Annotated in this window: 24 protein-coding genes and 1 pseudogene; 8 read left to right on the top strand and 17 right to left on the bottom strand. The window is 73.8% G+C overall.

Features of this window, described 5'->3' with window-relative positions:
- Positions 1-24: 24 nt before the first annotated feature.
- The gene (locus O1G21_RS06570) at positions 25-1,035 is read right to left on the bottom strand and encodes a cytochrome c oxidase assembly protein (protein WP_270141579.1); all 1,011 of its coding nucleotides are present in this window, start codon (positions 1,033-1,035) and stop codon (positions 25-27) included.
- 236 nt (positions 1,036-1,271) lie between these two features.
- Between O1G21_RS06570 and O1G21_RS06565 the strand changes: the two genes are divergently transcribed.
- On the top strand, positions 1,272-2,243 hold the full coding sequence (locus O1G21_RS06565) for an NAD-dependent epimerase/dehydratase family protein (protein WP_270141577.1): 972 nt from the start codon (positions 1,272-1,274) through the stop codon (positions 2,241-2,243).
- Positions 2,244-2,297: 54 nt separating this feature from the next.
- Here O1G21_RS06565 and O1G21_RS06560 read toward each other — a convergent pair whose 3' ends face one another.
- Together O1G21_RS06560 and O1G21_RS06555 are read right to left on the bottom strand one after the other, a co-directional pair.
- Positions 2,298-3,515, bottom strand: a complete 1,218-nt coding sequence (locus tag O1G21_RS06560; protein ID WP_270141575.1) for an RNA polymerase sigma factor — start codon at positions 3,513-3,515, stop codon at positions 2,298-2,300.
- Positions 3,512-3,883 carry a YciI family protein gene (locus O1G21_RS06555; protein WP_270141573.1) on the bottom strand — a complete coding sequence of 124 codons (372 nt, stop codon included), beginning with the start codon at positions 3,881-3,883 and terminating at the stop codon, positions 3,512-3,514. Before O1G21_RS06555 ends, O1G21_RS06560 begins: the two co-directional genes overlap by 4 nt.
- A gap of 223 nt (positions 3,884-4,106) precedes the next feature.
- Here O1G21_RS06555 and O1G21_RS06550 point away from each other — a divergent pair, with 223 nt between their 5' ends.
- Positions 4,107-5,648, top strand: a complete 1,542-nt coding sequence (locus tag O1G21_RS06550) for an MFS transporter (protein ID WP_270141571.1) — start codon at positions 4,107-4,109, stop codon at positions 5,646-5,648.
- 70 nt (positions 5,649-5,718) lie between these two features.
- Positions 5,719-6,462 (top strand): 3-oxoacyl-ACP reductase family protein, encoded by a 744-nt coding sequence (locus O1G21_RS06545; RefSeq protein WP_270141569.1) that lies wholly within the window; start codon positions 5,719-5,721, stop codon positions 6,460-6,462.
- A gap of 85 nt (positions 6,463-6,547) precedes the next feature.
- Here O1G21_RS06545 and O1G21_RS06540 read toward each other — a convergent pair whose 3' ends face one another.
- From O1G21_RS06540 to O1G21_RS06515, 6 genes are all read right to left on the bottom strand, one after another.
- Positions 6,548-7,051 carry a DinB family protein gene (locus O1G21_RS06540; RefSeq protein ID WP_270141567.1) on the bottom strand — a complete coding sequence of 168 codons (504 nt, stop codon included), beginning with the start codon at positions 7,049-7,051 and terminating at the stop codon, positions 6,548-6,550.
- 45 nt (positions 7,052-7,096) lie between these two features.
- A complete protein-coding gene (locus tag O1G21_RS06535) occupies positions 7,097-8,092 on the bottom strand; it encodes a 2-hydroxyacid dehydrogenase (protein ID WP_270141565.1) in 996 nt (331 codons plus the stop codon).
- Positions 8,093-8,211: 119 nt separating this feature from the next.
- Complete coding sequence (locus tag O1G21_RS06530; protein ID WP_270141564.1) at positions 8,212-9,237, bottom strand: 6-phosphofructokinase; 1,026 nt, start codon at positions 9,235-9,237, stop codon at positions 8,212-8,214.
- A gap of 352 nt (positions 9,238-9,589) precedes the next feature.
- Positions 9,590-10,318 carry a type 1 glutamine amidotransferase gene (locus tag O1G21_RS06525; protein ID WP_270141563.1) on the bottom strand — a complete coding sequence of 243 codons (729 nt, stop codon included), beginning with the start codon at positions 10,316-10,318 and terminating at the stop codon, positions 9,590-9,592.
- 46 nt (positions 10,319-10,364) lie between these two features.
- Entirely contained in the window at positions 10,365-11,627 is a 1,263-nt protein-coding gene (locus O1G21_RS06520) for a MurT ligase domain-containing protein (protein ID WP_270141562.1), read from the bottom strand.
- A 262-nt stretch (positions 11,628-11,889) separates the two neighbouring features.
- Positions 11,890-12,630 carry a GNAT family N-acetyltransferase gene (locus O1G21_RS06515; protein ID WP_333493426.1) on the bottom strand — a complete coding sequence of 247 codons (741 nt, stop codon included), beginning with the start codon at positions 12,628-12,630 and terminating at the stop codon, positions 11,890-11,892.
- Positions 12,631-12,750: 120 nt separating this feature from the next.
- On the opposite strand from O1G21_RS06515, the gene O1G21_RS06510 reads away from it, so the two are divergent.
- Entirely contained in the window at positions 12,751-13,158 is a 408-nt protein-coding gene (locus tag O1G21_RS06510) for a hypothetical protein (protein WP_270141560.1), read from the top strand.
- A gap of 249 nt (positions 13,159-13,407) precedes the next feature.
- Entirely contained in the window at positions 13,408-13,656 is a 249-nt protein-coding gene (locus O1G21_RS06505; RefSeq protein ID WP_270141559.1) for a hypothetical protein, read from the top strand.
- Positions 13,657-13,832: 176 nt separating this feature from the next.
- Here the strand turns inward: O1G21_RS06505 and O1G21_RS06500 are convergent, their stop codons facing one another.
- The 4 genes and pseudogenes from O1G21_RS06500 to O1G21_RS41970 form a co-directional block, all read right to left on the bottom strand.
- On the bottom strand, positions 13,833-14,258 hold the full coding sequence (locus tag O1G21_RS06500) for a hypothetical protein (protein WP_270141558.1): 426 nt from the start codon (positions 14,256-14,258) through the stop codon (positions 13,833-13,835).
- Between the two features lie 77 nt (positions 14,259-14,335).
- Positions 14,336-15,760, bottom strand: a complete 1,425-nt coding sequence (locus tag O1G21_RS06495; protein ID WP_270141556.1) for a pyridoxal phosphate-dependent decarboxylase family protein — start codon at positions 15,758-15,760, stop codon at positions 14,336-14,338.
- Positions 15,761-15,907: 147 nt separating this feature from the next.
- Positions 15,908-17,026 carry a hypothetical protein gene (locus tag O1G21_RS06490; protein ID WP_270141555.1) on the bottom strand — a complete coding sequence of 373 codons (1,119 nt, stop codon included), beginning with the start codon at positions 17,024-17,026 and terminating at the stop codon, positions 15,908-15,910.
- 304 nt (positions 17,027-17,330) lie between these two features.
- A pseudogene (locus O1G21_RS41970) lies at positions 17,331-17,519 on the bottom strand (asparagine synthase-related protein); the annotation flags it as partial.
- A 111-nt stretch (positions 17,520-17,630) separates the two neighbouring features.
- On the opposite strand from O1G21_RS41970, the gene O1G21_RS06480 reads away from it, so the two are divergent.
- Both O1G21_RS06480 and glmS read left to right on the top strand, forming a co-directional pair.
- Entirely contained in the window at positions 17,631-17,906 is a 276-nt protein-coding gene (locus O1G21_RS06480) for a hypothetical protein (RefSeq protein WP_270150797.1), read from the top strand.
- Positions 17,907-17,943: 37 nt separating this feature from the next.
- Positions 17,944-19,770 (top strand): glutamine--fructose-6-phosphate transaminase (isomerizing), encoded by a 1,827-nt coding sequence (gene glmS, locus O1G21_RS06475; RefSeq protein WP_270141554.1) that lies wholly within the window; start codon positions 17,944-17,946, stop codon positions 19,768-19,770.
- Positions 19,771-19,835: 65 nt separating this feature from the next.
- Here glmS and O1G21_RS06470 read toward each other — a convergent pair whose 3' ends face one another.
- From O1G21_RS06470 to O1G21_RS06455, 4 genes are all read right to left on the bottom strand, one after another.
- Positions 19,836-20,756, bottom strand: coding sequence for a glutaminase (locus O1G21_RS06470; RefSeq protein ID WP_270150796.1), 921 nt, complete (start codon positions 20,754-20,756; stop codon positions 19,836-19,838).
- A gap of 135 nt (positions 20,757-20,891) precedes the next feature.
- Entirely contained in the window at positions 20,892-22,925 is a 2,034-nt protein-coding gene (locus O1G21_RS06465; RefSeq protein ID WP_270150795.1) for a PTS fructose transporter subunit IIABC, read from the bottom strand.
- A gap of 106 nt (positions 22,926-23,031) precedes the next feature.
- A complete protein-coding gene (pfkB, locus tag O1G21_RS06460; protein ID WP_270141553.1) occupies positions 23,032-23,979 on the bottom strand; it encodes a 1-phosphofructokinase in 948 nt (315 codons plus the stop codon).
- Positions 23,976-24,737: a DeoR/GlpR family DNA-binding transcription regulator gene (locus O1G21_RS06455; protein ID WP_270141551.1), complete on the bottom strand. Its 762-nt coding sequence runs from the start codon at positions 24,735-24,737 to the stop codon at positions 23,976-23,978. Before O1G21_RS06455 ends, pfkB begins: the two co-directional genes overlap by 4 nt.
- Positions 24,738-25,042: 305 nt before the next feature.
- Between O1G21_RS06455 and O1G21_RS06450 the strand changes: the two genes are divergently transcribed.
- Entirely contained in the window at positions 25,043-25,330 is a 288-nt protein-coding gene (locus tag O1G21_RS06450; RefSeq protein WP_270141549.1) for an HPr family phosphocarrier protein, read from the top strand.
- The last annotated feature ends 135 nt before the right edge of the window (positions 25,331-25,465 follow it).

Below are 25,465 nucleotides of genomic sequence, written 5' to 3'. Positions count from 1 at the left end.
CCGGGGCGCTCCGGCCGGCGGGGCTCAGCTGGCGTCGGCCGCCGGGGTGACCGGGGCGGCGGGGGCCGCCGGACCGCCCGCGGCCGGGCGCCCGCCGCGGGTGTGCAGCGAGGCCAGGTAGGCGTTGTACGCCTCCAGCTCGGCGTCGCCGCTGCGCTCCTCGGCGCGGTCTGCGCGACGGGCCTTCCGCTGCTCGGAGCCCATCCACTGGTAGACCAGCGCGATCAGCACGATCGCGGTCGGGATCTCGCCGAACGCCCAGGTGATGCCGCCGGCCAGCTTCTGGTCCTCCAACAGGTCCGTCCCGGGCGGTGCGGCCTGGACGGTGAAGGTGGAGACCAGCGGGTGGCTGGCCATCATCACCGCCACGCCGAAGAAGGCGTGGAACGGCATCCCCATGAACAGCTCGATGATCCGCATCACGTGTCCGGGGCGGTGCGGGCCCGGGTCCACGCCCATGATCGGCCAGAAGAAGGCCAGACCGGTCATGAGGAAGTGGACCATCATGAAGATGTGCCCGAGCCGGTACTGCATCAGGAGGTCGAACACCGGGGTGAAGTAGACCCCGTACAGGCTCGCGATGAACAGCGGGATGGTGAAGGCCGGGTGCGAGACCACCCGGACGTACCGGCTGTGCAGCAGCGCCACCAGCAACTCGCGCGGCCCGCGCGGCCGTCCCTTGCCGGCCGGGCGCAGGGCGCGCAGCGAGAGGGTGATCGGGGCGCCGAGCAGCAGCAGGATCGGCGTCAGCATGGACAGCACCATGTGCTGGATCATGTGCGCGCTGAACAGCACCATGCCGTAGTCGTTCAGCCCGCTGCAGGTGACCAGCAGCAAGCTGGCGACGCCCGCGACCCAGCCGATGACCCGGCCGACCGGCCAGCGGTCGCCGCGCCGGTACAGCCGGACCACGCCGACCAGGTACAGCGCCAGCGCGACCAGGCCGCCGAGCAGGAACACCCAGTCCGGGGACCAGGTCCAGGCGTGGGAGAGGGTGAACGGGCCTAGTCGGGTCATCCCGCCGTGGTGGTGCATTCCTGACATTCCGTCGCCCATCGGCGGGTCCCGCTTTCCGTCCTCGTGGTCCCCGCTGGGGGTCCGGTTCGCCCGTTTTGCTTGGCATACAGCCTAGGTGGGCCTTACCTCGGCCATACCGCCGCCCCCTCCGTACGGGCTCCGTACGGGCTCCGTACGGGCTCCGTGCGGGTGGCTCCGGCGGGGTGCGAGGTCGTGGCTAGACTGACCGGCCGGTCGGCAGGGAGGAGTCAGCCATGGCGGCGTCGCAGCGGCCCGGGGCAGGGGTCGTGGTCGCACTCACCGGGGCGACCGGCTTCATCGGCTCGGCCGTACGGGCGGCCCTCGCGGCGCGCGGCGTCCCGGTGCGGGCGCTGGTGCGCGGGGAGCCCGCAGGGGGCGGGCACACCGGGGACGGGCACACCGTCTGGGTGCGCGGCGACCTCGCCGATCGGGCGGCGCTCACGGAGCTCTGTACGGGCGCCGGGGTGCTGCTCCACCTCGCTTCCCGGGTCAGCGGCGGCGCCGAGGAGTGCGCGGCGGTGAACGACCGGGGCACGGCGGCGGTGATGGCGGCGGCCACCCGGGCCGGGATCCGCCGGATCGTCCACCTGTCGACCACGGCGGTGTACGGGGAGGGCCCGCACGCGGGCGTCGACGTCGACGAGGTGCCGACCGCGCCGGTGTCCGCGGCCAGCCGCACCAGACTGCTCGGCGAGGGCCGTGCCCTGGCGGCCGGTGCCGTGGTGCTGCGCCCCGCGCTGGTCACCGGGACGGGCGACCGCTGGGTGGTGCCCGCCCTGGCCGAGCTGGCCCGGCGGGTGCCGGGCCGCTGGGCGGGCGGCGACGTCCGGCTCTCCCTGGTGGACCGGACGGACCTGGCCCGGCTGATCACCGCGCTCGCGCTGGACGCGCCGGCCCCGGTGGTGGGCGTCCACCACGCCGCCCACCCGGAGCCGGTTCGCAGTGGCGAGCTGCTCGCCGCCCTGGCCGGGCTCGGCCTGCTGCCCGCCCTGGACGGCCCGGCGCTGTCCTGGGAGGAGTGCTGCCGGCTGCTCGCGGAGACGCGGGGGAGGGTCTCCGAGCGCCAGTTGAGCATGATCGCCCGCGACCACTGGTACCGCAGCGACGACGTCTGGCGCCTGGCCACCTGCCCGCCCGGCCCGGGCCCGCTGGCCCGCCTGGCCGGAGCGGCGCCGTGGTACCGGGCGGCGCTCGGGCTTGGTTGAGCGGGTGTTCGACTACGTCCGTAGTTGCGACGCCTGTAGTTACGACGCCTGTAGTTACTGCGCCTGTAGTCGGCGGGCCCGCGCCTCCAGGAACCGCTGCTCCGCCAGGCTCGCGGTGGCCTTCGCCGCGCGCCGGTAGTGGTCGTACGCCCCAGCCCGGTCGCCGGCCCGCTCCAGCAGGTGCGCCCGGACGGAGAGCAGCCGGTGGTGGCCGGCCATCCGCTGGTCCCCGTCCAGGGTGGCGAGCAGAGCGAGCCCGGCCTGCGGGCCGTTCAGTTCGGCGAGGGCGACGGCGTGGTTGAGGGTGACCATCGGGTTGGGGGCGATCCGCTCCAGGATCAGGTAGAGGGCGTGCACCTGCGCCCAGTCGGTCTCCCGGGCGGTGGCGGCGTCGGCGTGGGTGGCGGCGATGGCGGCCTGGAGCTGGTACGGGCCCAGCTCGGGCGCGGCCAGGGCGGCCTTGGCCAGCGCGGTGCCCTCGTCGAGCAGCGCGCGCTCCCAGGCGGTGCGGTCCTGCTCGGCCAGCGGCACCAGGTCGCCGGCCGCCGTCGTGCGGGCCGCCCGGCGGGCGTGGGTGAGCAGCATCAGGGCGAGCAGCCCGGTCACCTCGCCGTCCTCCGGCAGCTGGGCGTGCACCATCCTGGTCAGCCGGATCGCCTCCCGCGCGAGGTCGGCGCGGTGCAGTTCGCTGCCCGAGGAGGCGGTGTAGCCCTCGTTGAAGATGAGGTAGAGCACGTGCAGTACGACCCGCAGCCGCTCCTCGCGCTCGGCGCCCTCGGGGAGGGCGAAGGAGCTGCCGGCCGCCCGGATCCGCTGCTTGGCCCGGCTGATCCGGGCCGCCATGGTGGCCTCCGGCACCAGGAAGGCGCGGGCGATCTCGGCGGTGGTCAGGCCGCCGACCGCGCGCAGGGTGAGCGCGGTCTGGGAGGCGGCGGTGAGCGCCGGGTGGCAGCACAGGAAGAGCAGGAGCAGGGTGTCGTCGGTGTCCGGCACCTCCTCCGGCGGCACCTCGGCGGCCGTGGTCGCGTTCTCGCGCTCGCGGCGGGCGTGGTCGCTGCGGATCTGGTCCACCAGCCGCCGTCCGGCGACCGTCACCAGCCAGCCGCGCGGGTTGTCCGGCACGCCCTCCTCGGGCCACTGCACGCTCGCGGCGAGGACGGCCTCCTGCACGGCGTCCTCGCAGCCCTCGAACCGGCCGTACCGTCGTACCAAGGTGCCGAGGACCTGCGGCGTGAGGTCACGCAGCAGGTCCTCGAAGTGCGGTGCTGTCATGCCTCCAAGTGTCCGTCGGAGAACATCACCTGGCGCACCTCGACGCCCAGCCCGTCGATCGCGGCGTCCGGGATCCGCGCGGCGAGCTCGATCGCCCGTTCCTTGTCCTCGACGTCGACCAGGTAGAAGCCGCCGAGGAACTCCTTGGCCTCCAGGAACGGGCCGTCGGTCACCGCCGGCTGACCGTCGCGCACCCTGACCACGGCGGCCTGGGACGGGTCGACCAGCGCCTGGGTGACGATCAGTTCGCCGGAGGACTTCAGCTCCTCGATGAACCTCCCGTGCCCGGCGCCGATCGCCGCCTTCTCCTCGTCGGTCAGCGCGTCCAGCACGGCCGGGTTGATGTGCAGGCTGATCAGGAACTTCATCGTGTACTCCTCGTCGTGGGCGGGCCCCGGTCGGGCCCCTCGACCGTACGGTCGGAGCCGGCGCCGCCGTCTTGACATCCCTGGACGTCCCCGCCGGAGAAATCTCCCACGAGTTCCGTCCCGTCGCACCGTGCCCGGGTGCCAAGAAGCCCAGCCTGTCAAGAAACCGCCGGTCGCTCCGACCGCTCGGCGGAACGGTTTCCGAGACGGAGGAGTCACCGAGATGAGAGTGAACCGGGCACGGCTGGGGCTGGCCCTGCTGATGCTGCCGACCCTGCTGGTCGCGATGGACATGACGGCGCTGCTGCTCGCCCTGCCGAAGTTGAGTGCCGACCTGGGCGCCTCCGGGGTCCAGCAGCTGTGGATCAGCGACAGCTACGGGCTGCTGGTGGCCGGGCTGGTCATCACCATGGGCACGCTCGGCGACCGGATCGGCCGCCGGCGCCTGCTGCTCACCGGCGCGGCGGCCTTCGGGCTGCTGTCGGTGGTCGCGGCGTTCGCCGTCGACCCGCTGATGCTGATCGTCGTACGGGCCCTGCTGGGCGTCGCCGGGGCGACGCTGGCGCCGTCCACGCTCGCACTGATCACCAACATGTTCCGGGACGAGCGCGAACGCGGGCGGGCCGTCGCGGTCTGGGCGACCTGCCAGTTCGCGGGCGGGGCGCTGGGGCCGGTGCTGGCCGGGTTCCTGCTCCAGCACTTCTGGTGGGGCTCGGTGTTCCTGGCCGCCGTGCCGGCCATGGCGGTGCTGGTGGCGGCCGGGCCCGCCGTGCTGCCGGAGTTCCGCAGCGTGGCGGCCGGGAGGCTGGACCCGGCCGGGGTCGGACTGTCGCTGGCCGCCGTGCTGCTGGTGCTGTACGGCGTCAAGCAGTTGCCGGCCGGGGGTGCACCGCTGCTCCCGGTGACGGCCCTGCTGGTGGGCACCGGCGTCGGGTACCTCTTCGTCCGGCGGCAACTGCGGCTGGAGCGACCGCTGTTGGACCTGCGCCTGCTGCGCAGCCGTCCGTTCACGGCGGTGCTGGCCTCGCTGGTGCTCGCCGGGGTGGCGATGGCCGGCACCGGGCTGCTGGTGACCCAGTACCTGCAGAGCGTGCTGGGCCGCTCGCCGTTCGCCTCGGCCGTGCTGTTCGCCCCGATGGGCCTGGCGGTCGCGGTCGGCACCATGGCCGCGCCGCGGCTGGCCGGCCGGGTGGAGCGGACGACCGCGATCGCGGGCGGGCTGGCGCTCTCCGCGCTGGGCGCCCTGCTGCTGGTCGGCGTGGACGAGGACGCGGGCTCGCTGCCGCTGGTGATGACCGGCATCGCGGTGCTGGCGCTGGGCACCGGGCCGCTGTTCGCCCTGGGCACCGGGCTGGTCCTCGGCTCGGTGCCGCCGGAGCGGGCGGGCTCGGCGGCCTCGATGTCGGAGACCGGCAACTACTTCGGCGGCTCGCTCGGCTTCGCCCTGCTCGGCACCGTCGCGGCGGCGGTCTACCGCGACCGCACCGGCGGCGGCTCCGACTCGCTGGCAGGAGCGGTCGAGGCCGCCCGGCACCTGCCCGCCGGGCCGGGCGCCGAACTGCTGCACGGCGCGCGCTCGGCGTTCACCGCGGGGCTGCACGTCAACGGGCTGATCGCGGCCGCGCTGTTCGCCGGGCTGGCCGTGCTGACCTTCGCGACGCGCCCGCGGAAGAGCTCCGCGCCGGCGGAGGAGGAGGCGGAGGAGGCGGCGGAGGAGGCGGCGGAGGAGGCGGCGGAGGAGGCGCCCGCGTACGAGAGGGCTTGAATCTGACACGCGTGTCAGGTCCTACCTTCGGGGTGCGACGAACGCGGCATCCACTGAAGGGGGAAGAACGATGAGCAGCGAGCTGACCGGCAAGGTGGCCCTGGTGACCGGCGGCAGCCGGGGGATCGGCGCGGCGGTGGCCAAGCGGCTGGCGGCCGAGGGGGCGGCGGTGACGCTGACCTACGTCCGGGCGGAGGAGCAGGCCCGGACGGTCGTCAAGGAGATCGAGGCGGCGGGCGGCCGGGCGGTGGCGATCCGAGCCGACCTGGTCGAACCGGAGGCCGCGGCGCGGGCGGTGGAGGAGACGGTCCGGCAGCTGGGCGGGATCGACGTCCTGGTGAACAACGCGGGCTTCCTCACCTACGGGCCGCTCGACGAGGTGTCGGTCGAGGAGATCGACCGGGTGCTCGCCGTCGACGTCCGGTCGGTGTTCCTGGCCGCCCAGGCCGCCGCCCGGCACATGGGCGAGGGCGGGCGGATCATCAGCATCGGATCCTGCTTCAACGGGCGGGTACCCGACGCGAACTTCGTCCTCCAGGCGACGGCCAAGACCGCGCTGATCGGGCTGACCAAGGGCCTGGCCCGGGAACTCGGGCCGCGCGGGATCACCGCCACCGTCGTCGACCCCGGCCCGATCGACACCGACATGAACCCGGCCGACGGCGACTCCGCCGGCTTCCAGCGCTCGCTCACCGCGCTGGACCGCTTCGGCGAGGCCGAGGACATCGCCGCCGCCGTCGCCTTCCTGGCCGGCCCCGGCGGCCGCTACGTCACCGGCACCGCCCTCGCGGTGGACGGCGGCTACACGGCCTGATTGAACGGCCGGTGCTGGGGCGGTGGTTGGGGCCGCCGCCCCCGCGCACGTGGTGATCGATCCGTCGCTGCGCGCGGGGCACCGCTCAGCTCCGGTCGTGGTCCCCGGTCGCGCCGTCGGTGAGTTCGCGCAGGATGTCCATGTGCCCGGCGTGCCGGGCGGTTTCGGTGGTCATGTGGATGAGCACCCAGCGCAGCGAGACCGTCCGGCCCGACCAGGAGGTGCCCAGGGTGTCCAGCTCCAGCCGGTCGATCGCCTCGTCGGCGGCGGCCCGGGCGCGGGCGTAGAAGGCCAGCACGTCCGCGGTCGACTCGTGCGGCTCGATCCGCATGTCGGAGGCCTCGTCCGCGTCGATGTCGAACGGCAGCGGGCCGGTCTCCAGGCCGAAGGTCTCGCGGAACCAGCCGAGTTCGGCGCCGCCGAGGTGCTTGACCAGGCCCAGCAGGGTCGTGCCCGAGGGCGTCATCGGCCGCCGCAGCTGCGCGTCGTCCAGGCCCTGGACCTTCCACAGCACCGCGTCGCGGTGCCGGTCCAGGGCGGTGTGCAGGCTTTCCTTCTCGCCGCCGGTGAACGGCACGATCTTGACCATGTGCGGGACGGTAGCAGACCCCGCCGGGCGGCCGGTGCGCCCGGGTCAGCTCCTCGGTACGAGGGTGTTCTCGTTGGTGCGGCCGGCGGCGAAGTCGTCGATGTTGCGGGCGGTGGCGTCGACGATCTGGCCGACGGCGGTGCGGGTGAAGTAGGCCTGGTGGCTGGTGACCAGGACCTGGGGGAAGGTGACGAGCCGGGCGAGGACATCGTCGGTGATGCCCTGGATGGAGCGGTCGGTGAAGAAGACGCCGGTCTCCTCCTCGTAGACGTCGAGGCCGACGCCGGACAGCCGCCCGGCGCGCAGGGTCTCGACCAGGGCGGCGCTGTCGATCAGGCCGCCGCGGCTGGAGTTGACGAGGATCGCGTCGTCCTTCATCCGGGCCAGCGCGGCGGTGTCGATCAGGTGGTGGGTGGCCGGCACCAGCGGGACGTGCAGGCTCACCAGGTCGGCGCGGGTCAGGAGTTCGGGCAACTCGGTGTAGCGCATGCCGAGTTCGAGGCAGGCCGGGTTCGGTGTGAGGTCCCAGCCGAGCAGTTCGGTGCCGAAGCCGGCCGCGATCCGGGTGAAGCACGCGCCGATCTTGCCGGTGCCGATCACCCCGACGGTCATCCCGTGCACGTCCCGCCCGAGCAGCCCGTCGAGGCGGAAGTCGAACTCGCGGGTGCGGGTGGCGGCGCGGGTGAGGCGGCGGTTGACGGCGAGGGCGAGCGCCCAGGCGTGTTCGGCGACCGAGTACGGGCTGTAGTGGGAGACCCGGGCGACGGTGAGGCCGAGCTCGGCGGCGGCGTCCAGGTCGATGTTGTTGAAGCCGGTGGAGCGCTGGGCGATCAGCTTGGTGCCCCCGGCGGCCAGCAGGGCGAGGGTCTCGGCCTCCAGGACGGCGTTGACGCTGCTGCTGACGGCGGGGTAGCCGGCGGCGAGCGGAGCGGTGTCGTGGTTGAGGAACACGTCCAGGCAGCGCAGTCCGTGCCGGCCCGCGAAGGCCCGTTCCAGCAGCGGCCGTTCGTCGGCCTGCACTCCGTACGCCAGGATCTCCATGGCCGTCCTTCCGGTGGGTCCCCGGCCCACGCTAACCGGAGGGCGACGGGAATGCCCGCCGGATGCGCGGGAGCCCCCGGCCGGGCGGGCCGGGGGCTCCGGTACGGAAGGCGGGAGGGTCAGATGACCGTCTCGGCCTCCACGTAGCGCTCCTGCGGGACGGTCTTCAGCTCGGCGACCGCCTCGGCCAGCGGCACCAGGTTGATGTCGGTGCCGTGCAGCGCGGTGATGTGCCCGAAGGCGCCCTTGTGGACGGCCTCGACGGCGTGCCAGCCGAAGCGGGTGGCGAGCACCCGGTCGTAGGCGGTCGGGGTGCCGCCGCGCTGGGTGTGGCCGAGGATCACCGGGCGGGCCTCCTTGCCGAGGCGGTGCTCCAGCTCGCGGGAGAGCTGGGTGGCGATGCCGGTGAAGCGCTCGTGGCCGTAGATGTCCTTGGTGCCCTCCTCCCAGTGCATGGTGCCGGGCTCGGGCTTGGCGCCCTCGGCGCAGACCACGATGGCGAACTTCTTCTGCCGGTCGAAGCGCTCACGGACGACGGCGGTGAGCTTCTCGATGTGGAACGGGCGCTCGGGCACGACGATGGCGTGGGCGCCGGCCGCCATGCCGGCGTTCAGCGCGATCCAGCCGGTGTGCCGGCCCATGACCTCGACCACCATGACCCGCTGGTGGGACTCGGCGGTGGTCTTCAGCCGGTCCAGGGCCTCGGTGGCGACCGAGACGGCGGTGTCGAAGCCGAAGGTCACGTCGGTGGCGGCGATGTCGTTGTCGATGGTCTTGGGCACGCCGACGATCGGCAGGCCCGCGTCGCTCATCAGCTTGGCGGCCTTCAGGGTGCCCTCGCCGCCGATCGGGATCACCGCGTCCAGGCCGAGGTCGGCGCAGTACTTCTTGGCCCGCTCGACGCCGTCCCGCAGGTGGCTCGGCTGCACCCGGGAGGACCCGAGGATGGTGCCGCCCTGGGCCAGGATGCCGCTCACCGAGTCCAGGGTCAGGGGGCGGTGGTGCCCTTCCAGGAAACCGCGCCAACCGTCCTCGAACCCGATGATCTCGTCGCCGTGGTCGACCACCCCCCGGTGCACCACGGAACGGATCACCGCGTTCAGGCCGGGGCAGTCACCGCCGCTGGTCAGCACTCCGATACGCATTAGCTTTGCAACTCCCGAGCAGAACCGAGGAACGGCCGGACTACAGGCTGGGACGACGAGCCGTCACCGCGACGGGGCGCTCCCACACCGGGATGGCGGGGAGGTGGCCGCGAGGTGTTGGACCGGCCGATCCGGACAGAACGTCCGAAAACGGCCGCGAGGTCGAGCATACGGCCCCTGGTCCGGCCGGGCAGGAGCCGACGCGGGAGCGGCGCCGTCGGCGCCCCCGCGCGGAATTGCGAGCCTGCTGCCGAGGAGGGTGTGCAGCCGGCAGCCCCATTGTCGTACGTCCGGGGCCGCCCGCGGGCCGGGTGACCGCATCGCGGGCACCCGGGCGGGGCGTACGGGCGTACTACGCGGGGCGCGTCGTGGCGGCGATGCGCTCGGCGCGCAGCGCGTCGTACCAGGTGGTGTCGGCCGGCGGCAGGGCGTTGACGTCCAGCGCCAGTCGGATCAGCATGTCGGCGACGGCGGGGTTGCGGGCCAGCACCGGGCCGTGCATGTACGTACCGAAGACGGTGTCCCGCCAGGCGCCCTCGGTGCCGTCACCGGTGCCGTTGCCCCGGCCGACGGTGACGGTCGCGAACGGCTGGACGCCCTGGCCGAGGTGGGTGACGCCCTGGTGGTTCTCGAAGCCGGTCAGCTGCGGCAGGCCGAGCCGCGGGTCGATGTCGGCCAGCACGTCGCCGACGCAGCGGGCGCCCTCACCGCGGGTGGTCCAGACGTCCAGCAGGCCCAGGCCCTGCTCGCGCTCGCCGAGGTCGTTGATGAACTCGTGGCCCATGATCTGGAAACCGGCGCAGACGCCGAAGATGATCGCGCCGTTCTCGGCGGCCCGCACCAGGCCGCTGTCGGCGCGCAGCCGCTCGGCGGCCAGCCGCTGCGGGCGGTCCTCGCCGCCGCCGATCAGGTAGATGTCCCCGCTGGTGGGGATCGCCTGGTCGGACCGCACGTCGATCCGGGTCACGTTGAGATGGCGCTGGCGGGCCCGGCGCTCCACGACCAGGGCGTTGCCGCGGTCGCCGTAGGTGCTGAGCAGGTCCGGGTAGACCCAGACCACGCGCAGGCTGCTCTCACTCATCCTCGAAGGCCTTCCGTCACGAAAAGACTGGTGTGCGGGCGCGGCATCAGCCGGCCACGACCTTCCGCAGCTGCTGGAAGGCGGTGTAGTTGGCGATGGCCTCGATCCGGCCGGGCGGGGCCATCCGGACGGCCTGCTCCAGGGTGTCCACCACGTGGAACTGCAGCCCGGCGACCTCGAGGCGGACGGCCAGGTCCAGCTTGCGCTGGCCCATCACGAAGATCGGGTGCCCGGCGAGGCGCTCGTAGTCGACGTCCCACAGCCAGGAGGTGTCGGTGCCGTCGGCGTCGAGGGCGTTGACCGACAGGAGGACGGGGGCCGGCGGGCCGTCGATCAGCGAGAAGGTCTCCAGCCAGCCGGCCGGGTTCTTCGCGAGCAGCAGGCGGATGTCCCGGCCCTGGTACTGGACCACGTCGTAGCGGCCGGCCACGGCCGTCACCGAGCGCATCCGCTCCAGCGCGACCTGCGGGGAGACGCCGAACACGGCGGCGACGGCGGCCGAGCTGGTGGCGTTGGCCAGGTTGGCCCGGCCGGGCAGCTGCAGCTGGATCGGCCAGGCGCCGCGCTGCGGGTCGATCACGTGGGTGCCCTGGAGCGCCCAGTGCGGGTTGGGGCGCCGGAAGCCGCACTCCTGGCAGAACCAGTCGTCGCCCGGGCGCTGCATCACACCGCCGCACGCGGGGCAGGACCAGGCGTCCTCCTTCCAGGCCTGTCCGGCGGCCACCCAGACCACCTTCTTGCAGGAGGAGGCGGCCCAGGTCACCAGCGGGTCGTCGGCGTTGGCGATGACCACGGCCTCGGTGTCCTGCAGGCCCTCGCGCCACTTCTCCGCCATCATGCGGGTCTCGGCGGCGCGGTCGAGCTGGTCGCGGGAGAGGTTGAGCAGGGCGATCGCCTTGGGGTGGGTGTCGCGGGCGACCGTCGCCAGGTACTTCTCGTCGACCTCGATCACGCCGAAGCGGGCGTCCGTGCCGCCGGCCAGGGCGGAGGTGATGCCGGCCGGCATGTTGGCGCCCAGGGCGTTGGAGACCACGGGGCCGGCGGCGCGCAGCGCCTCGGCGATCAGGCGGGTGGTGGTGGTCTTGCCGTTGGTCGCGCTGACCAGGACGACGTCGAGGTGGTCGGCGAGGGTGGCGAGCAGATCGGGGTCGAGCCTGAGGGCGACCTTGCCGCCGATCACCGAGCCGCTTCCGCGACCGGCCTTGCGGGACACGGCGGCGGCGACCTTGCCGGCCGTGACCGCGATCTTGGCGCGGGCCGGCAGCGAGGCGTCGCGTGCGCCTGTGGGCTCCGATTCGGTGCCTGCCATGCTCAGTGGTTCCTCCTTGCTGCGGCACCACCCGCTGGCCGGATAACGGGCCGTCGGGCGGCGGGGACGGGGTCAGCCTACCGACTCCGTCGCCCGGCCGGACGAACCGGACCCCACGCCGCCTGCTGCGACGCGGCCGCCGGGGGCGCTGACGGTTCGTCAAGGACGGCGGTGTACGGAGGGACCTTCGTTTCCCGGGGGGACGCCCCGCCGCCGGTCCCGGGTTCCCCGGGCATCCGGTGAGGATGTGGTGAAGAAATGATCAGCGGCCCGGGGCGGGTGCGGGGGCGGCGGCTCCGGCGGCCAGGGTGGCGGTGATCACCAGGGTGCCGTCCTCGGCGCGGAAGTCCAGCGGTGCCGCCAGCCGGCGCATCGCGGCGATCAGCCCGGCGTTGGCGGCCTGGGTCACCGCGTACACCGTGCCGATCCCGGCCGCCCGGGCCGCCGCGGTCAGCCGGCGCAGCAGGGCCAGGCCCAGCCCGTGCCGCTGCCAGCCGTCCTCGACCAGCACGGCCAGTTCGGCCTGCTCGTCGTCCCACATCAGGTGCCCGAGCGCGAGGACCCGCCCGTCCGGGGCGGCCACGACCAGGCTGCGGCCGTGCCGCGGGTCCAGCAGGTGGTCCAGGTAGCGGTCGGCGTCGCGGACCGGACCGTGGTAGCGCAGTCGCAGCGCGGCGGGGGAGCAGCGGCCGTGCATCGCCAAGGCCTCCGCCTTGTCGGCCGGGCCGGCGGGGCGCAGCAGCAGCTCGGTGCCGTCCGGCAGCTGGATGCCGTCCGCGAGCGTGGTCCCGGCCGGCAGGGACAGCCCGGACACCGTCTCCCCGGCCCGGGCCGCCGTCTCCCCGGCCCGGGCCGTCGCCGGGTGCGGCCGGGCCTGCCGGTGCGGGCCGCCGGTGAGCGCGGGCAGCCGGGCGGCCTGGCCGTCGGGCGCCGCGCACCTGCGATTCGACTTCCGGAAGGGCCGGTGCCAAAGGAATTCCAGGCGAGTGCGGGATGCCGTCATGGGGCCGACGCTACCGAGGGCGCGCTTCCGGCCGGTTACGTGATCGTGAACGCACGAATGCCCCGGGGTGCGCGGGCCTTCCACCGGGACGACTCCGGCACGGGTCCAGACCGGTGCCTCATGCGGCCGGGACAACGGGCGGCCGACGGTGGAGTCCGCGACCCCGGCGTGCGCGAGCCGGCCCGGCCGGCCGGGCGGGCCGGGATCGAACTGCCCGGCCGGCGCGAGAGCGAGGCCCAGCGCCGCGAGGTGTTCGCCCGCAAGACCTGCCGCTTCCACGACGGCGGCCCGGTCACCCGCGAGGACCTGACCGCGCTGCTCGCCCCCCGCCCGGCCGACTCCTTCGGGCGCGAACTCGGCCTGCTCGGCTTCCCCGAACTCGGCCGCGTGCTGCGCTGGTTCGGCCAGTTCCACAGCGAGGAGCGACTGCTGCCCAAGTACGCCTACGCCTCGCCCGGCGCGCCGAACGCGACCCAGCTCTACCTGGAGACCGGCGGCCTGGACGGGCCGGCGGCCGGGCTGCACTAACTCGGCCGAGCCGCCCACCGTGGTGGAGCTGGCCGGGGACCACTACGGACTGCTGAAGGAGCACGGGGTGCTCGAACTCGTCGCCGCCATGCGGGCGGTGGGGCGCAGGGCGGCCTGACGCCAGGTCGCTGCGGCGGCTGACGCGGACACGCTCACGGATGGCGCAGGATCCGTGCCCGCGGGAGCCCCTTCGGATAGGGATGGCTCGGCTTCTCCGCCGAACCCATCCCGATCCGAAGGGGCTCCCCGATGTCCATGAAGAACTCCGCACTGGCCGCAGCCTGTTGCGCCGTGCTGCTGGCCGCGCCGCTCGCCCTCGCCCAGTCGGCGGCCGCCCACACCAGCATCAACAGCACCAGCAACACCGGCGACAACAACGGCCCCAAGACCCCTGAGGAGGCGGCCGCCTGCAAGGCCCTGACCGGCAACCTGCTCGGGGGCTTCGGCAGCATGCTGGGCAACGCCGTGTGCGTGGTGCGGCCCGTCGGCAAGGGCTGAGGCCCCGATTGCGGAGCGGACCGGCGGCGGGTGCCCGACCAGGCACCCGCCGCCGCCATTTGAGGGCGTGGTGGGTCGGTCGGTCCGGGGGTGGGGTGTCCCGCGCTGTCGCGCTGCGCACCGGGGGGAGCCCACCGGACACCTGGCTGGTGGGCGAAGGGCGAGGCCCGGGCGGGTCAGGCGATCCGGGTCGGGGCGTCCGCCAGGGTGTGGCCGCTGGTGGTGAGCAGGGTGGTGAGGGCGGCGGGGGTCAGGGAGCGGGGGGTGCGGAGGAAGAGTTCGTCGGTGGTGGGGTGGGGGTGGAGGGAGAGGAGGGTGATCCGGTGGTCGGCGAGGGTGGTGTGGGTGTGGGCGAGGGCGGTGGTGCGCACCCGCCAGAGGGTGGTCGGGGGCGGGGCGTGGGGGGACCACCAGGCGTGCAGGAGGGCGGCGGCGAGCAGGGCGACCGCGGAGGAGACGAGGACGACCGGGCCGTCGGAGCCGTGGAGGACGACCTTCGCGATCAGGTCGGCCGCGGTGACGGAGAGGAAGGCGGCGGCGAGCTCGACTGTGTCGCGGCGCCAGCGGCGGGCGCGGTGCAGGGAAGGCTTCGAGTGCTCCATGGCCTCCACCGTGCCCGACCGGTGTTTCCTGATCGCGAACCGACCGTGACCTGGTGGTTAAGGTCCGCGACGGTGTGTTACGACAGCAGGGCGCGGGCGGCGGTCTTGACCTCGGCGAGCAGCAGGTGGAGGTCCTGCTCGGTGGTCGCGGCGTTGAGCAGACAGGCGCGGAGCATCTCCTGCTCGCCGAGGCGGGCGCCGGTGACGAAGACCCGTCCGCGCCGCTGGACCACGACCGGCAGCTCGCGGTTGAGGGCGTTCAGGCCGGTCTCGTCCAGTCCGACGGCCCGGTGGCGGAACGCGACGATGGAGGTCTGGACCTCTGCGAGCAGCTCCAACTCATCGTCGGCCTTGACGAGTTCGCCGAGTCGGCGGGCGAGTGCGGTGCACTGGGCGATGTCCTGGGCGAGGCCGGTGCGGCCGCGGTGGGCGATGGTGGCCCAGACCTTGAGGGCGCGGAACGGGCGGGTCTGCTCGGTGCCGTACTCGGAGAACCAGCCGAGTGCGCCGGCCGCCTCGTCGCGCAGGTAGGACGGGACGAGGCTGAAGGTGCCGCGCAGTTCGTCGGTGTCGCGGACCAGCGCGCAGCCGCAGTCGACCGGGACGCCGAGCCACTTGTGGGGGTCGAGGGCGAGCGAGTCGGCCCGCTCCAGGCCGGCGTAGCGGTGGGCGATGGCGGGGTCGAGGCGGCCGAAGGCGCCGTACGCGCCGTCCACGTGCAGCCACAGGCCCTGCTCCTCGCAGAGGTCGGCGATCGGATCGAACGCGTCCACCGCGCCGGTGCCGACGGTGCCGGCCGAGGCGACCACCAGGAAGGGCAGCAGTCCGGCGGCGCGGTCGCGCTCGACGGCCGCTCGCAACTCGGCGGGGTCGAGGCGTCCGTCGGGGCCGGTGGTGACGGTGCGCAGGTGCCTGCTGCCGAGGCCGAGGAGTTCGGCGGCCTTGCGGACGCAGGAGTGGGTCTCGCCGGTGACGTAGCCGACCAGCGGCGGCAGGCCCGCCAGGCCGTCCTCGCGGAGGTCGTGGCCGGCCCGGCGGGCGGCGCGGTTGCGGGCGGCGGCGAGGCAGACGATGGTCGCCATCGAGGTGCCGGAGGTGAGCAGCCCGCCACCGGCCGGGTGCGGGAAGCCGACCAGTTCGGCGATCCAGCGGACGACGGCGCGTTCCAGGTGGACGTCGGCGTGGTCGCCGCCGGCCGAGCTGGGGTTCATCGCGGCGGCGGCGAGGGTGGCGAGCACCCCGGCGGGGGCGGGGGCGGAGTTGACCCAGCCGAAGAAGCGCGGGTTGCCGTTGCCCATGGGGTGGGGGAGGACGTCCCGCTCGATGGCGGCGAGCAACTCGCCGAGCGGGCGGCCCTCGGCGGGTAGCGGGGCGTCGAGCAGGGCCCGCCGGGCGGTGTCGTCCATCGGTTGCCAGACCGGGCGGGCGGGCAGCGCGGCGAGGTAGTCCGAGACCAGGTCGGCGGTCGCGTGGGCGGCGCTGCGGAAGTCCTCGGTGGTCATGGCGTGCTCCAGGGAGGCCGTGGGTGGGGACCGGGCCAGGCGCGGCTTCCTCGGCGCACCCTGATCAGGCGATGGTCGGGTGATCCTACGCAAACGGGCCCGCGCCGTGTGGCGCGGGCCCTCACGCTGGGATCCAGACCGGGCGGGTCAGTCCAGCGAGGCGGACAGTCCGCCGGCGGAGCGGCAGTAACCCTGCATCTCCTTGTCGGTGATCTTCGCGCAGAGCCGCCCGGCCGCGCCGCCGTCGGTGTAGTTGACCGTGTAGTAGCTGACCAGGCCCTCCGCGCAGGCCTTGCGCTGCCAGCCGTCGGCGGCGGTGGCGCACTGCTGGGCGGCCCAGTCCTCGCGGTCCAGGTTGTACTTCATGGTCCGGGAGCCGACGCCGCGGCTGCAGTCCACGGCTCCGCCGGCGGCCTTGCCGTTGAGGCACCACTTGAGGGCCTCGGCGTAGACCTCGGGGTGGTTCGGGTAGTCGTGCGAGGACAGGTAGAAGGTCGGGGCGTAGAAGTAGCAGGCGGACTGGAACAGCGACGGTTGGTCCTTGCACGGGTACAGCGGGTCCTGGGCGAGCTTGTCGGCGGGCAGGTTGGCCTTGGCCTGCTCGTCCTCCTCGTCCGGGCCGAAGAGCTGCATGAACAGGCCCTCTGAGCAGCGGATCCGGTTCTGCTCGGTGGTGAACTTGTTGCACAGGTCGCGGGCCTTGGCGACGTCCTGCTTGGCGACGAACATCGTGCCGTGGCCGACGCCGTGGATGCAGGGCCCGGTGTTCTTGGGGGCGCACAGCTTGAGCAGGTCCACGTCGGGCTGGGCGGAGGCGTTGAGCATCTCCTCGACCGCGCCGTGCAGGTAGCCGGCCGCGCAGGTCTCGTGCGGGAAGGAGATGACCTTCTGGAAGTCCTCGTGGTAGCGCTTGACCGCCGCGTGGCCGAGCTCGTGCGCGATCGGGTGGCAGAAGCGCACGGTGTACGGCTTCGCCTTGGTGATCTTGTCGAGGTCGGCGAGGGCGACGCCGGGGTCGGTGGCGTCCATCTCGGCCATCAGCTTGTTGCGCAGCGTCGAACGGGTCCACACCGCCGGGTCGCCCGTCGGAGAGGCGCCGGCCGTGACCGGCTGGGTGCCCGCGCCGCCGCCCGGGGCGTTCGGGGCGTCCGGGGTGGCCGGGGTCGTGCTGGCCGCCGCGGGCGACCAGTCGGTGACGGCCACCGAGCCGAGGCCCAGGACGCCCAGGAGCAGGGCGGTGAGAATCGCGAAGACTCGCGGCTGCATGACGGGATCCCCCGGCGGATCGAGGTGAACGGTTCGCTCCCATCCTGACGGCACGGGGGCGGGAGGCCGCGTTTTCGCCCGCCATTCGGGAGGTGTCCGCGACGCTACCGCATCGCTCCGACGCCCCGACGCGCCGGGATGGTTCCCGGGTGATCATGCCCTCGCGCATCCGCCGCTCCAGCGGGTCGGCGCACTCCTGGTGCGGGACCTCGGCGAGCGCCTCGCGGTACCGGGCCCGGCGATTGCCCTCCAGGTCGAGCTTGCGGAGCAGTTCGGCGTCGAGGAGTCGCTCGCGCGGGGCGGAGCCGGCGCCGGCGATGGCGGCGACGCTCGCGGCCCGGGGGAAGTCGTCGGCGGCGACCAGGCCGCCGGAGAGCAGCGAGCACAGCGGTACGTCCGCGTGCAGCTGGCGGTGGACGATGTCGTCCAGCAGGGCCCGGACGGTGGCGATCGTCGCCTCCAGGCCGTCGGCGTGCTCGCGCGCCTCCAGGGCAGGTGGCAGCGGGGCATCCGGTTGGTCACCCGCGCTGAAACTCGCGAAGTCTGCCCGATTTCGGGCAAGATCTTTGGCTTCGGCGTGGGCCGCGACCTAGAGTGCTCACTCGTGCCGAGCTCACCCCACCCTCACGAAGACCTCCTCGCCCACCTCGCCCGGACCAGCCCGCTCGGGCCCCGGGAGGCGGCGCGGGTCGTGGCGGAGGTGCTGGCGTACTTCTCCGAGAGCACCGAGGAGTACGTCCGTCGCCGCCACGGCGAGCTCCAGGCACGTGGTCTGACCAACGAACGGATCTTCGCCCGGCTCGCCGAGGAGCTGGCCGCCCGCCGCGTCGCGGCGCCGGAGCTCTCGGCCCGCCAGCTGCGCCGGATCGTCTACGGCTGAGCACCGGTCCGTTCCCTATACCTGGAGGAGTCCACGCATGTGCGGAATCGTGGCCTACATCGGCCCCAAGGACGCGACCCCCTTCCTGCTGGAGGGACTGGCCCGGCTCGAGTACCGCGGCTACGACTCGGCCGGCGTCGCCGTCGCCGGGCGCACCGGCGGGATCAAGCTCCGCAAGGTCAAGGGCCGGGTCGCCGACCTCGCCGCCGCCGTACCGGCCCGCTTCAAGGGCGGCACCGGCATCGGCCACACCCGCTGGGCCACCCACGGCGTCCCCAGCGACGCCAACGCCCACCCGCACCTGGACAACGCCGAGCGGATCGCCGTCGTCCACAACGGCATCATCGAGAACGCCGACGAGCTGCGCGCCAAGCTGACCGCCGACGGCGCGGTGTTCCGCTCCGAGACCGACACCGAGGTGCTGTCCCACCTGATCGCCGCCCACGCCACCGAGGGCGTCGAGCTCGAGGACGCCGTCCGCGCCGCGCTCGGCCGGGTCGTCGGCACCTACGGCATCGCCGTGCTGGACTCCGAGCAGCCGGACCGGATCGTGGTCGCCCGCAACGGCAGCCCGATCGTCCTCGGCATCGGCGAGAAGGAGATGTTCGCCGCCTCCGACGTCTCCGCCCTGGTCCGCTACACCCGCCAGGTGGTGCACCTGGAGGACGGCGAGCTCGCCACCGTCCGGGCCGACGGCTTCCGCACCTTCACCGCCGACGCCCGCACCACCCACCGCCAGCCGTCCACCGTCGACTGGGAGATCGACTCCTTCGACACCGGCGGCTACGAGCACTACCTGCTCAAGGAGATCCACGAGCAGCCCACCTCGGTCGAGCGCACCCTCAGCGGCCGGCTCGACGAGCGCTTCAGCACCGCCCACCTCGGCGGCCTCAACCTGGACGCCCGGGAACTGCGCGAGATCCGCCGGGTGAAGATCCTCGGCTGCGGGTCCGCCTACTACGCGGGCGAGATGGGCGCCCAGCTGATCGAGGAACTGGCCCGCGTCCCCGCGCACAGCGAGCCCGCCTCCGAGTTCCGCTACCGCAACCCGGTGATCGAGGCCGACACCCTGTACGTCGCGGTCAGCCAGTCCGGCGAGACCTACGACACGCTCGCCGCGGTCCAGGAGATCAAGCGCAAGGGCGGCCGGGTGCTCGGCGTCGTCAACACCGTGGGCAGCGCGATCGCCCGCGAGTGCGACGGCGGCATCTACCTGCACGCCGGACCCGAGGTCTCCGTCGCCTCCACCAAGGCGTTCACCTCCACCGTGGTCGCCTTCGCCCTGCTCGCCCTGCACTTCGGCCGCATCCACGACCTCTCGCCCGCCGACGGCCGCCGGATCGTCTCCGCGCTGCAGGCGCTGCCCGACCAGATCCGCGAGGTGCTCGACCAGAGCGAGGCGATCGCCGAGCTCGCCGCCGAGTACGCCGGCTCGGCCGGCATGATGTTCATCGGCCGGGTCCGCGGCTACCCGGTGGCCCGGGAGGGCGCGCAGAAGCTCAAGGAGATCTCCTACGTCCACGCCGAGGCCTACCCGGCGAGCGAGCTCAAGCACGGCCCGCTGGCCCTGATCAGCCCCGAACTGCCCACTGTGGCACTGGTTCCGGACGACGAGCTGCTCGACAAGAACCTCACCACCCTCGGCGAGATCAAGGCCCGCTCCGGCCGGGTCATCGCGGTCGCGCACAAGCGGCCGGAGGACAGGCTCGTGGACCACTGCGTCCTGGTGCCCAAGAGCGAGCCCGAGTTGGACCCGCTGCTCCTCAACATCCCGCTCCAGCTGCTCGCTTACCACGCGGCGGTCGCGCTCGGCCGGGACGTGGACAAGCCGCGCAACCTGGCGAAGAGCGTGACGGTGGAGTAAGTCCGCTGGATCGTAGGGTGGTTGGGCCCGGTCGCGATGTGTGGCGCGACCGGGCCTCGCCGTTGTCAGAACACCGAGCAGCCCGAGAGGGTGGTGAGGGTGTCCAGGGCGGTCACGGCGGCGACCGAGTTGCCGGCCTGGTCGAGGCGGGGACCCCAGGCACAGACGGCCGCGCGACCGGGGAGTATCGCGAGGACGCCGCCCCCGACGCCGCTCTTGCCGGGCAGGCCGACCCGGAAGGCGAACTCGCCCGCGGCGTCGTAGGTGCCGCAGGTCAGCAGGACGGCGTTGATGCGCTTGGCCTCGCTGCGGGTCATCAGACGGGTGCCGTCGGTGCGGACGCCGTAGCGGGCCAGGAAGGCGCCGGCCAGCACCAGGTCGCGGCAGCTGGCGGCGACCGCGCAGTGGGCGTAGTAGTGCTCGAGCACGGTCTCGACCGGGTTCTGCAGGTTGCCGTGGCTGGCGATGAAGTGGGCGAGCGCGGCGTTGCGGTGGCCGTGCTCGGCCTCGGAGGCGGCGACCACCGGGTCGGTGTCCAGCAGTGGGTTGCCGGACTCGCGGCGCAGGAACTCCCGGACCGCGCCGGAGGCGTCGCCGGTCAGGGAGTGCAGGCGGTCGGTGACCACCAGGGCGCCCGCGTTGATGAAGGGGTTGCGCGGGATGCCGTGCTCGGTCTCCAACTGCACCAGCGAGTTGAACGGGTTGCCGGAGGGCTCGCGGCCGACGCCCCGCCAGAGCGCCTCGCCGCCGTCGCTGCTGTGGGCCAGGGCCAGGGCGAGCGAGAACAGCTTGGAGACGCTCTGGATGGAGAACGGCTGCTCCCAGTCCCCGACCCCGTACAGCTCACCGTCGACGGTGGCCACGGCCATGCCGAAGGCCTCCGGGTCGGCCTCGGCGAGGGCCGGGATGTAGTCGGCGACGTGGCCCCGGCCCGTGGTCGCCCGGGCGGCCGCCTCGGCGGCCGCCAGCAGGACGGGGTAGTCCAGGTTCTCCACATCGTTCAAGGTTCTTCACTCCAGGCACGGGCGGGTACGGACACGATCGGGACCGGGGCCGCCGTGCGGCGACACCCGGTCCGACCACTGATTATCCGTGCTCGATTATCCGTGCGGTGCTTTGGGTCAGGCGGCGGCCGGCGCCGGTTCGGGGGACGCGACGGGGGCTTGCTTGCGCAGGCCCTTGAGGAGGACGACGGCCGTGGTGGTGACGAGGGTGCCGGCGGCGATCGCGAGCAGGTAGAGGAACGGGCTGCCGATCAGCGGGAGCACCCAGATCCCGCCGTGCGGGGCGCGCAGGGTGGAGCCGAAGGCCATCACCAGGCCGCCGGCCGTCATGCTGCCCGCGATGCCCGCCGGGATGACCCGCAGCGGGTCGGCGGCGGCGAACGGGATCGCGCCCTCGGTGATGAAGGAGGCGCCGAGCACCCAGGCGGCCTTGCCGTTCTCACGCTCCTCGGCGGTGAACAGGCGCCGGCGGACCACGGTGGCCAGGGCCAGGCCCAGCGGCGGGGTCATGCCGGCGGCCATCACCGCGGCCATCACCTTGAGGCTCCCGGCGTCCGGGGTGGCGCCTGCCGTGGTCAGGGCGCCGGCGGCGAAGGTGTACGCGACCTTGTTGAGCGGGCCACCCAGGTCGAAGGCCATCATCGCGCCGAGCAGCACGCCCAGCAGGACGGCGTTGCTGCCGGAGAGCCCGTTCAGCCAGTTCGTCAGGCCGGTCATCGCGGAGGCGATCGGGGAGCCGAGCACGACGAACATCAGCAGGCCGACGGCCGCCACCGACAGCAGCGGGATCACCACCACCGGCATGATCCCGGCGATGGTCCGCGGGACCTTCCAGCGCACCATCCAGAGCACCAGGAAGCCCGCCGCCAGTCCGGAGACGATGCCGCCGAGGAACCCGGCGCCGACCGCGACCGAGACCGCGCCGCCGACGATGCCCGCGGCCAGCGCCGCCCGGTCGGCGATCGCCCAGGCGATGTAGCCGGAGAGGACCGGCACCAGGAAGCCGAAGGAGGTCTTGCCGGTCTGGAACAGCAGGGCGGCCCAGCTGTCCGAGGACGACCAGTCGAAGTGGCCGAGGACGGAGGGCGCGGAGGCGATCCGGTAGCCGCCGATGGCGAAGCCGAGGGCGATCAGCAGACCGCCGGCGGCGACGAAGGGGATCATGTAGCTGACGCCGGTCATCAGGTAGCGGCGCAGGCGCTGGGCCCAGTGCTCGCCGCCTCCGGTCGTACTCGCCGTGGCCGTGGCCGCGGTCGTGGCCGGGCGGGCGGCGGAGCCGGCCTCGGCGACCAGGCGGGCGGCCTCGGCGACGAGCTCGTCCGGGCGGTTGACGCCCGCCTTGACGCCCACGTCCACGGTCGGCTTGCCGGCGAACCGGGCCCGGTCGCGGACCTCCAGGTCATGGGCGAGGATCACCGCGTCGGCGGCGGCGATCACCTCGGGGGCGAGCGGGGTGGAGCCGGCCGAACCCTGGGTCTCCACCTGGATGACGGCGCCGGCCCGGGCGGCGGCCAGTTCGAGGGCCTGGGCGGCCAGGTACGTGTGGGCGATGCCGGTGGGGCAGGAGGTCACGGCGACCAGGCGGAGGGTGGCGTCGGCCTCCGCCTCCGGGTCGGCCTCGTCCGCCGGCGCGGGGGCGGCCGGTTCCGGCGTCGGGCTCTCCTCGCCGTTGACCAGGGCCGCCACCGCCGTCGGGCTCTCGGCGGCCCGCAGGGCGCCGGTGAAGGCCGGGTCCATCAGCCGCCGGGCCAGCGAGGCGAGGATCCCCAGGTGGGCGTCGTCGGCGCCGTCCGGGGCCGCGATCATGAACACCAGGTCCGCGGGCCGTCCGTCCGGGGCGTCGAAGTCCAGGCCCCGGGCGCTGCGCCCGAAGGCCAGGCTGGGTCGGGTGACGTGCGGTGACCGGCAGTGCGGGATGCCGATGCCGTCGCCCAGGCCGGTGGGCGCCTGGGCCTCGCGGGCGGCGATGTCGGCGAGGAAGCCGTCGAGGTCGGTGACCCGGCCCGCGGCGGCCAGCCGCTGCGCGAGCGAGCGCAGGGCCTCGTTCTTGTCCGCGGGGGCGAGGTAGAGGTCGACCAGTGCGGGGGTGATCAGTCCGTCGCCGTCCTCTCCGGTCGGGGCGCTCGATCTGTCGCTCGACGTGTCGCTCATGGTGTCGCTCATCGTGTGGTCCTTCGACTGGTGCCTGAGAGTTGTCCCTTGCCCCCGGGGTGGTGTCCGCCCGGCCGTCCCACACGGCCGGGGCGGAGGTCCTTCGTCAGCCGCGTAGGGTCCGGTCCAGCGGGAGGTCCGCCGTCACGGTCACCGCGGCCGGGTCGAGGTCGGCCGGAGTCGGCATGACGCTGCCCGGCAGTTGGACGGCGGCCGCGCCGTGCGCCAGGGCCGCGGCGAGGGCCCGCGGTCCGCTGCCGCCCGCGCCGAGGAAGCCGGCCAGCGAGGCGTCGCCCGCCCCGACGTCGCTGCGGACGGCGGTGACCGGCGCGGTCCCGTACCAGCTGCCCTCCTCGGCGACCAGCAGCATGCCGTCCGGACCGAGGCTGGCGAGCACCTGCTGGGCGCCGAGCTTGCGCAGCTCGCCCGCCGCGTCCACGGCGTCGCCGAGGGTGGCGAGCGGCCGTCCGACGGCCTCGGCGAGTTCCTCGCGGTTGGGCTTGACCACGTCCGGGCGGGCGGTGAGCGCGGCGAGCAGGGCCGGGCCGGAGGTGTCCAGGGCGATCCGGGCGCCGCCCGCGTGCACCCGGCCGACCAGTTCCGCGTACCACTCGGGTGCCAGTCCGCGCGGGAGGCTGCCGCAGCAGGCCAGCCAGTCGACGGTCGCGCCGGTGAAGTCCTCCTGGGAGACCAGGTCCAGCAGGGCGGCCGACTCGGCGTCGGTGAGCTCGGGGCCGGCCGCGTTGACCTTGGTCAGGCTGCCGCCGGCCTCGGCGATCGAGACGTTGATCCGGGTGTCGCCGGCGATCGGCAGCGCGGCCACCCCGATGCCCTGGCGGCGCAGCAGTTCGGCGAGCAGCCGACCGGAGGGGCCGCCGAGCGGCAGGACGGCGGTGGTGCGGTGGCCGGCGGCGGTGAGCGCGCGGGAGACGTTGACGCCCTTGCCGCCGGGGTCGAGCCGGTCGTGCGCGGCCCGGTTGACCTCGCCGAGCGCGAGGGTGCGCAGCTCGTAGGTGCGGTCCAGGCTGGGGTTCGGGGTGATGGTGACGATCATGCGCGGATGACTTCCGGTCCGAGGTTCGCGATCTGGGCGGCCTGCTCGTCGGTCAGTCCAGTGTCCGTGACGAGGACGTCCACCTGGTCGAGCGAGCCGAAGCGGGCGAAGTGCCGGGCGCCGTGCTTGGTCGAGTCGGCCACCAGGACCACCCGGCGGGCGCCGGTCAGCATCGCCCGCTTGACGGCGGCCTCGGCGAGGTCGGGGGTGGTCAGGCCGTCCTCGACGGAGAACCCGTTGGTGGCGACCACCGCGACGTCCGGGTGGATGTCGGCGAGGTCGCGCAGCGCCCAGGAGTCGACGGCGGCGTGGGTGCGGTGGCGCAGCCGCCCGCCGATCAGGTGCAGCGAGAGGGACGGGTGGTCGGCGAGCCGGGCGGCGACGGGCAGGGCGTTGGTGACGACGGTGAGGGTGGAGTCGACCGGCAGCTGGGCGGCGAGCCGGGAGACGGTGGTCCCGGCGTCGAGCAGCACACTGCCCTCGGTGGGCAGCAGGGCCAGGGCGGCCTTGGCGATCCGCTCCTTCTCCGCCGCCGCGGTGGAGTCCCGCTCGGCCAGGCCGGGTTCCAGGCGCAGGGCTCCCGCGGGCAGCGCGCCGCCGTGCACCCGGTGCAGCAGTCCGGCCTGGACCAGGGCGGTCAGGTCGCGCCGGATGGTCTCCTGGGTGACCGAGAAGTCCTCGGCCAGCGTCGGGACGTCGACCCGGCCGCGCTCCTGGGCGAGGCGGAGGATCTGCTGCTGCCGCTCGGGTGCGTACATGTGGGATCGGGTCCGTTTCATGTCTGTTCGTGCCTGGTTAACCGAGAGCGTACGCCGTTCGGGCGGGAAAGCAAGCGATCGTTGAGTTTTTGTTTCTGTGGCTTTCATGCCCGAATCTGTTGACAGCTGGCTTAGAGCGGGCGTACAACCAATCGAAACAACACGCCGACGGGCGTGGAACCACCGGATCGGGTCCGGGCCGCGCGACTGCCCCCGCGTCGCGGACGGCCACCCACCCCGAACGGCCGACGGGCTCCCACCCCGGGCGGCCGGCCCCGCCCGCCCTCGAGATTGGACCCACCCCCATGTCCTCGATCCAGCTGCACTCGCTCCAGGTGGCGATCGGCTCGCGCAGCGGCCTGCACGCCCGTCCGGCCTCGCAGTTCGTCCAGGCCGCGGCCCGACAGCCCGTCAAGGTCACCGTCGGCCGTCCCGGCCAGCCGTCCGTCGACGCCCGCAGCCTGCTGTCCGTCCTGGCGCTGGCGGCCCGGGCGGGCGAGGTGCTCGAGCTGTCCGCCGAGGGCGAGCAGGCACGGGAGGCGGTCGCGGCGCTCGCCGAGGTGCTGGCGGCCGACCACGACGCGGCGGCCTGAGGGCGTCCTGCGTCGCGCGGTTGCGGCTGTTGCGGCGCGTTGCTCGGCGCCTGGACCGACGGGCCGGTGAGCAGGGTGCCGGCGTCCGAGTAGGGCCAGCCGTTGGGGACGCCGCCGTGCAGGCCCTTGATCTGC

The organism is Kitasatospora cathayae (assembly GCF_027627435.1).
Classification (GTDB): Bacteria; Actinomycetota; Actinomycetes; order Streptomycetales; family Streptomycetaceae; genus Kitasatospora; species Kitasatospora cathayae.
Note: the sequence above shows the minus strand (reverse complement) of the source record. Positions and strands in the feature narration are given on the sequence as shown.